General features: G+C 55.2%; 7 protein-coding genes and 1 pseudogene. 5 read left to right on the forward strand and 3 right to left on the reverse strand.

All coding sequences use genetic code 11. From position 1 onward, the window contains the following. Positions 1-453 precede the first annotated feature (453 nt). Positions 454-978, forward strand: a pseudogene (locus IF809_RS33445) (FxDxF family PEP-CTERM protein); the annotation flags it as partial. Positions 979-1,048: 70 nt separating this feature from the next. On the opposite strand, the gene IF809_RS33450 reads toward IF809_RS33445, so the two are convergent. Next, positions 1,049-1,189, reverse strand: a complete 141-nt coding sequence (locus IF809_RS33450) for an H-NS histone family protein (RefSeq protein ID WP_462839673.1) — start codon at positions 1,187-1,189, stop codon at positions 1,049-1,051. A gap of 274 nt (positions 1,190-1,463) precedes the next feature. On the opposite strand from IF809_RS33450, the gene IF809_RS33455 reads away from it, so the two are divergent. The 3 genes from IF809_RS33455 to IF809_RS33465 all read left to right on the forward strand — a co-directional run bounded on the left by IF809_RS33455 (position 1,464) and on the right by IF809_RS33465 (position 4,276). After that, positions 1,464-2,747: a nucleotide sugar dehydrogenase gene (locus tag IF809_RS33455; protein ID WP_462839674.1), complete on the forward strand. Its 1,284-nt coding sequence runs from the start codon at positions 1,464-1,466 to the stop codon at positions 2,745-2,747. 12 nt (positions 2,748-2,759) lie between these two features. Further along, positions 2,760-3,776, forward strand: a complete 1,017-nt coding sequence (locus IF809_RS33460) for an NAD-dependent epimerase (protein ID WP_462839675.1) — start codon at positions 2,760-2,762, stop codon at positions 3,774-3,776. A gap of 212 nt (positions 3,777-3,988) precedes the next feature. Next, positions 3,989-4,276 (forward strand): hypothetical protein, encoded by a 288-nt coding sequence (locus tag IF809_RS33465; RefSeq protein ID WP_462839676.1) that lies wholly within the window; start codon positions 3,989-3,991, stop codon positions 4,274-4,276. Between the two features lie 36 nt (positions 4,277-4,312). On the opposite strand, the gene IF809_RS33470 is transcribed toward IF809_RS33465, so the two are convergent. Beyond that, entirely contained in the window at positions 4,313-4,669 is a 357-nt protein-coding gene (locus tag IF809_RS33470) for a VanZ family protein (RefSeq protein ID WP_462839677.1), read from the reverse strand. Positions 4,670-5,032: 363 nt separating this feature from the next. Between IF809_RS33470 and IF809_RS33475 the strand changes: the two genes are divergently transcribed. After that, on the forward strand, positions 5,033-5,686 hold the full coding sequence (locus IF809_RS33475; protein ID WP_462839678.1) for a hypothetical protein: 654 nt from the start codon (positions 5,033-5,035) through the stop codon (positions 5,684-5,686). Positions 5,687-5,920: 234 nt separating this feature from the next. On the opposite strand, the gene IF809_RS33480 is transcribed toward IF809_RS33475, so the two are convergent. After that, positions 5,921-6,538: a hypothetical protein gene (locus IF809_RS33480; protein ID WP_462839679.1), complete on the reverse strand. Its 618-nt coding sequence runs from the start codon at positions 6,536-6,538 to the stop codon at positions 5,921-5,923. Positions 6,539-7,029: the final 491 nt, after the last annotated feature.

The following is a 7,029-nucleotide window of genomic DNA, read 5'->3' on the forward strand; positions in this document are numbered from 1 at the left end:
GTCTCGGGGAGTATTGACCCATTTCAAGATGGCCACTCTTCAGGCTCGAAGGTAAAAAGGTATGCAAGTGCTTGATTAAGTTGTACTTCTGTTTTGCTGCTACTTCACTTTTTTAATTCCGCCTCCAAACTTTAAACAGAAGACCATTCGCTGCAAGTTCCTCGTCAGGGGGCGTCCTTTTGGCTATGGCCGCCCACGTAGGTCTGAGGCTCCAGAAAGATGCTCGGAATGTCGGCATTTCCCGGACCTATGTCGTCTGGGTCCTCTTTTGCGGGGGGGGCGCAGCGTCCCCGAAAAAAAAGGATTAAAAAACTATTATTTCGGTTGACAGCATTTAAAATTTTCACCTAGATTGCAACCTCCAGCTTTTGGAATTGAACTCGGGAGAGTGGTATGAATTTCGCTAAGAATTTGGTCCTTGCGGGGGCCTTGGCCCTTGGGCTGATGGGCGCCTCGACGGCTCCCTCGATGGCCTATGTGGTGACGCCCGCCAGCCAAGATTTGGGCACCAATCCGAATGGGGCTTTTTCCGTCACGGGTATCACCGAGACGGGTGGAACCTTGACGGTCAATTTCAATTTGGCATTGACGTCCCTTCAGGACTTTTCTGCGACGCTGTCTCAGAGCTTTTCTGCTGCGGCTGATAAGATCTCATCCCTTACGCTTTCGCTGTTCAGAGGAAGCGTGGCTCCCGCAAATCTCGTCGTTGCTGGCGGTGCTACAACTTCAGTGGGTGGCCAGGCGGCAACGATCGCCTACAACAATTCGATCGCCGGGAACTACATCCTAGAGATCACGGGCGGGATTCCGAACCACCCGGGTCGTCCGGTCACCTTGACGGTGGCAGGCACTACGACCACTATCGCTGGCGCAGTTCCGGAAGCCTCGACCTGGGCAATGATGCTGCTGGGCTTCATGAGCGTCGGCTTCGTCGCTTATCGCAAGCGGTCCGACGGTCGGCAGCTTCGAGTTGTATGAGCATTTAAAGCTCGAACGGCATATCTTCAAAGGCCCCCGCAATGCGGGGGTCTTTTTATTTGGACGGGGACTAGTCGAGCTCTGATCCATTGGATCCGGCAGTCATCGAGGGGCTACCCGAGGCTAACCATTCAATCACCCAGCGCGGCTGTTTTCCCCGGCCTGACCAAGTCTCGGATGAAAGCCGTGGGTTGCGATATTTGGCTGTCACCGTCCTCCAGCGACATGTCCTGGAGTCGATACTTTTTCACGCTCGCCATCCTCGCGTCGGCGCGGCCATCTTTCAAGTTGAAAGGCCTAACGCAATGTTACCGCGTCTGCCGGCCGCGGCGGCCTTACACATGAGAGTAAGGATCCCATATCCATTTAATTCTCCTGCTGCTCGTAAACCGTGTTTTGGCAGCTCTGCTGGCCAGCTATTGCCGTGTTGAGTAGGAAGCAGGTAATTCTTTCAAAAGCTTGCCGGCATGCGGAGTGACCCTTTCATGGCACACAATCGGAAAATCGCGGTCATTGGGCTCGGCTATGTCGGTTTGCCCGTGGCCGCCGCTTTTGCCCGTGGCGGCAGCCCGGTGATCGGCTTCGATATCGATGCGGGGCGGGTCCAAGAGCTGCAGAAGGGGGAGGATCGCACGCGCGAAGTTGAGCCTTCCGATCTCAAGGCGGCCACGTTGGCTTTCACCAACGACTCTCTCGCCATCAGTAGCGCGGATTTCTTCATCGTCACCGTACCAACGCCGATCGATCAGGCCCGACGGCCGGATCTGAGCGCCATGCTGAATGCCTCAGAGCTCGTCGGTGGCGCGCTCAAGCGCGGTGACGTCGTGGTTTACGAATCCACTGTCTATCCCGGCGCCGTCGAAGAGGATTGCAGGCCGGTCTTGGAGCGGGTTTCGGGCCTCAAGGCAGGGCAAGACTTTGAGCTTGGCTATTCGCCCGAGCGCATCAACCCAGGCGACAAGACGCACCGCTTCGAAACCATCCCCAAGGTCGTCTCCGCCCAAAACGCCGAGACGCTCGAGCTCATCGCCGCAGTGTACGGCTCGGTCGTGAAAGCTGGCATTCATCGTGCGCCTTCGATCAAGGTCGCGGAAGCCTCCAAGGTCATCGAGAACACCCAGCGAGACCTCAACATCGCCTTCATGAATGAACTCTCGTTGATTTTCCAGGCGCTCGATATCGACACCGGCGACGTGCTTGCGGCTGCCGCGACCAAATGGAATTTCCTGCCCTTTCAGCCGGGCCTGGTTGGCGGCCACTGCATCGGCGTCGACCCCTACTATCTCACCTATCGCGCCGAGAAGGCGGGCTTTCATCCCGAGGTCATTTTGGCCGGACGGCGCATCAACGACGAAATGGGAAAACGAATTGCGCGGGAATGCATCCGCGGCTTGCTCCGGCAGCGAGGGCAGGGCGGCACCGTTACTGTCCTGGGCATGACGTTCAAGGAGAACGTGCCGGACATCCGCAATTCCCGCGTCATCGACATTGTACGGGAGCTACAATCCTTTGGGCTCACCGTGCAGATTACCGATCCCTTGGCGGACGCGCATACAGTGCAAGAGGAGTATGGCGTGGGCCTTCATCACATGAACGAGCTGAAACCCGCTGATGCGGTCATCCTGGCGGTCGCCCACGATGCCTACATCGATGGCGGGTGGTCTCTCATCCAGAAATTGCTCCGAGAGGGTTCCGGATTGGTGTTCGATATCAAAGCGAAACTGGACCGAAGCTCGAAGCCATCTGGCATTGAACTTTGGCGTCTTTAAAGAGTCCGGGCTATGACAAAACGCTCAATTTTGGTGACAGGTGCGGCCGGCTTTATCGGCTACCACGTCACGCTTCGACTGCTGGCTCAAGGCCGAGAGGTCGTCGGGGTCGACAGCCTCAACAATTATTATGACCCGACGCTCAAAGAAGCCCGCGTCGGCATGCTCAAGCAGGATGCGCGGTTTAACTTCATCAAGCTCGATTTGGCGGATAGCGCAGTGACCAAGGCGCTGTTCGCTGAATATCGGTTCTCCGAGGTGATCCACCTCGCCGCGCAAGCCGGCGTGCGGTATTCGCTCACGAATCCCCAAGCTTACCTCGACGCCAATATTCAGGGCTTTCTCAATGTGCTCGAAGGCTGTCGGCACAATGGCTGCCAACACTTGTTGTTTGCATCATCTTCATCCGTCTACGGCGCTAATACGAAGTTGCCATTTTCGGTGCACGACAATGTTGACCACCCGGTGAGTCTTTACGCGGCCTCGAAGAAGGCCAACGAGCTGATGGCCCACACCTACAGCCATCTCTATCGGATTCCTGCAACGGGACTTCGCTTCTTTACGGTCTATGGTCCCTGGGGCCGTCCCGACATGGCCATGTTTATTTTTGCCAACGCCATTCTTTCTGGAAAACCGATAAAATTGTTCAACCACGGCAAGATGCGCCGCGATTTCACTTATATCGATGACATCGCTGAAGCCATCATTCGGCTCATTGATCAGCCGCCCCAAGGGGATGCACAGTGGGATGGCAGTGCGCCTGATCCGGCAAGCAGCAAGGCTCCCTGGAAAATCTACAACATTGGCAATAGCCATCCCGAAGAACTGACCTACGTGATCTCGCTCCTGGAGAAGGAATTCGGCCGGGTTGCGGACAAGCAATTTGAACCGATGCAGCCAGGGGACGTCGAGGCAACCTTTGCCGATACCGCCGCGCTTGAACAGGCGATTGGCTTTAAACCGTCAACCCGAATTGAAGATGGCATCGCGCGGTTCGCAAAGTGGTATCGCGAATACGCCAAGGCCTGAAATGCGGCTCCCCTGGCGGGTGGTTCGCGCCCCCGCAGTAGCACTGGGGCAAAGATGTTTTGCATGCGGCATTGTCTGAAATGGACAGAGCAACGTAGTTTGATGAATCCTGATGGGGGTTTGAACACGAATTGAAAAGCTCGTTCGAAATGATAGGTTCTTGTGGGCGTCAACGCCGCGAGGCTCGCCCAATCGAGTTAGAAACGGAGCGAATGATGAAATTAAGCCGACTAGCTTTGGTTGCTGCCGGATTACTTTGTGCGTCTCCGGCATTGGCCGCGCCGTTGATGGGACAGGCGGATCTGGCTCAGAGCGCCTCGCCCGGCGTTGAGGTGAAGGTCATTTGTCACGAAAACGGGCATTGCATTCGACCGCCGGGCCGCCGGCCGGTGGCGCGCTGGGTTTACGGCGACACTAATTTTTATGGCCCCTATGTTGGTCCCGGCTACTATGGCAACCCGCGCTACCGCTACAACTGGTTTCCGTTCTACTACTGGTGATGAGGTTGCTTGCGAGCAGCCAGCGCTAGTCGCGGCTCACGCCGGTCTCCGGCTAACTCGAGCAGCGAGGTAAAGAGCCGCTTCGGCAACTGCAATGCCGACCGCGCCGCCAGCGGCTTTTGCTGCACAGTCTAATAATCGCGCGTGGCGATCCGGCGTAAAATGCTGCAACACTTCTACTAGGACGGCGCCGCCAATCACAACAAGGCAAACAAGCAGCAAGTTGCGCGGGTAACCGATGCGGAACAGCACCCCGAGAAGGAGATAGGCTCCAAGGTGCTCGACATGGGTTGAATGCGAGATAGTTGGTCGATGCTGTAGTGGTGAAAACGTGGCGTAGGTAATGAACGCAAGGAGACCCCAAGCGGCCAGCAGACTGAGCTTTCGAACCATCGATTTTCAATTCTTTCTGGTGCCGTCACTGTTGGGGCGGTTGGAACGCGAGCTCGCGACCTATTCTGTATGTGCAAAGAAAGCATGCTCCACCCAGGTGTGGGGCTGAGAACTACTAACGCAGGTTGAACAGTTAATCTTGGCTTTTTAGGCGGGTCGGACTGCTGTTAAAGATTGATATTGGCATATTTGGCAAAGCGAATTTATCAGATAGAACAATCAAATCAAATAATTGGCGTGTTGTTGGTGGTCACATTAAAAAGCTGAAGCCGTCCGTTTGACTCAATCGGGAAAAAAGAGTAATAGTAAAAATGGCTTGAACTTTAATAAAAAGGGACCAGCAGACTTAAAGGAGTTGCTCTGATGCGTAATTTCCATATCGCAATTGCAGGTGCCGCAATTTCGGCTCTCGCCTTCATCGGATCTGCCCAGGCGAGCATAGTCAACTCTGGGAACCTCCAGGTTACTGAGGGGCAAAATAATCTTCCCAGCGAGGACAAGATCTATTTTGATGCGGCTACCAACACGACAACGAGTGGACATGTCGGCTCGCAGACAGGCACCACCATCCTCACCTTCACCGCCGGCACCACGGTCGATTACAAAAACGGGTTTTCATCAATCGATTCCACCAGCAACGCCAGCTCGACATTCTATCATACGTTGTTGATCAGCGCGCCGACCGGCTACACTTTCACCGACTTGGTGTTCGACGTGTTGAATCCACCGAACTTCAGTGTGTTGGCCTCGAACGGCGGCTCCTCTGTGCTGACTAATCAACCAAACGGCAACACGGAATATACTGCGCTGGCGCTGCATGGAACGAGCCTAACGTGGATCGAGCTCCTCTCTGACACGGGCTTCAAGCAAACCAAGCAGTTTGAGGTTTCCGGCTTGACGAGAGTTGGTGGCGTACCTGAGACCTCCACCTGGGCGATGCTGATGTTGGGCTTTGCCGGCGTCGGCTTCCTGGCCTATCGCCGCAGGAACGAGGGCATGGCCCTGCGCGTGGCCTAAGCGGGCGGAATCTGACGCTTTTAGATCAAAGGACCGCCTAAATGGCGGTCCTTTTTGTTTTGGCCGCGGCCAAAACCTGGAGGACGCCGGCGCTCTCTCCCCAGAGCGGGTCGCAACTCTCGATCTCCTTTACGAGAATGACCGCGTTCGGCACTGCCTCGAACCTAAAGCGCGATGAGATTGGGATAAGTCGTCATCGCGCCTGCATGTTTTTTTCAGCTTCGAGCTTTCGGATCATGCTTTACCTAAGATTGGCAGCCCTCGGCTTTGTCGCTGTCTAAAGAGAACAAGACCCACAAACCCGAGCATCATCATCGTCCAGGTCGAAACTTCGGGGACGCTTCCGACACGAATCAAGAAGCTGCCAGAGCCTGTTTCGAAAACCGGTGGAGGATTTTCCAGGTCTGGACCGGCGATGAGATTGCCACTTCCATCAAAAACAGCGCCAATAAGGTTCTCCATTTCGGTGAAGCTGTAGGCGTAGCCGATCTTGTATAATCCGGCGTGATTGTAGGTAAACAAGACGGGTAAGGAAAAGCCGATCCCCGTTGCAAACGAAAAGCTGTCGCTGCCCGTCAATTCCTCCGAGCCAGGCGCGCTGTAGCTTATGAATCCGTTCGCGGCAAAGTCGTCCGCTGAAATAAAGATCTGAGATCCGGCGGGATAGATGCTTTCTAGCCAGCTCTTGCCTGAGAGCGGTAGCGGCGCAAAGGCGTCTGTGACCTGCAGCGCAACATTCCCTCCCGCGGGAATCGCGGTGGACGAAATGGAGATATCAATCTCTGCGTTTGCGGGACGCGCTTCAAATATCAAACAGGAAACGGCAGCGATTAAAGCCCACCTCGATGCCATAGCTGCCACTCCCACAAGGTTACACAACCAAAAGCTGATTAATCCATACCATTAACAAACATGTCAATATGGAACGAATTTTCCAATTAGCTGAGCGATGGTGGAGAGGGGCGGCTCTCTTAGAAGAAGGAAGAAAGGGCACTAACAGCTAGAGGAGGACCGCTCAATAAAAGTGTGCTTCTTTAAAAATTTTCTAGCCGAGCTCGAGCTCGAAAGAACTTGGCCTGCTTTCGTTGGCTAACTTGCGCAGTTCGCCCAGGGAAAGGAGCCGCAATGCCGACATGAAATTGGCGTGGAGCTAGGAGCATTTTCGGTGCAATCGAACGTGATGCCGAGACCTTCGCACCTGCTGCAAATCAGCTCAAAACTGTGAGTAGCGCTTCTCGTGGTCGTGTCCCCGGTAGTGGTGTAGCTCGGTAGAGCAAAGCCGCCCGGACGCGCGCCCTGATAGCGCCGTAGCGGGCGGGCGGCTTTGCGGTGGTCACCGGCAG

This window comes from Bradyrhizobium sp. UFLA06-24, assembly GCF_054967145.1.

Excerpts from the sequence above, each read along its gene's own strand:
- IF809_RS33475 (WP_462839678.1), top strand. The coding sequence starts at position 5,033 with ATGCGTAATTTCCATATCGCAATTGCAGGTGCCGCAATTTCGGCTCTC.
- IF809_RS33470 (WP_462839677.1), bottom strand. The coding sequence starts at position 4,669 with ATGGTTCGAAAGCTCAGTCTGCTGGCCGCTTGGGGTCTCCTTGCGTTC.
- IF809_RS33460 (WP_462839675.1), top strand. The coding sequence starts at position 2,760 with ATGACAAAACGCTCAATTTTGGTGACAGGTGCGGCCGGCTTTATCGGC.
- IF809_RS33480 (WP_462839679.1), bottom strand. The coding sequence starts at position 6,538 with ATGGCATCGAGGTGGGCTTTAATCGCTGCCGTTTCCTGTTTGATATTT.
- IF809_RS33455 (WP_462839674.1), top strand. The coding sequence starts at position 1,464 with ATGGCACACAATCGGAAAATCGCGGTCATTGGGCTCGGCTATGTCGGT.
- IF809_RS33465 (WP_462839676.1), top strand. The coding sequence starts at position 3,989 with ATGATGAAATTAAGCCGACTAGCTTTGGTTGCTGCCGGATTACTTTGT.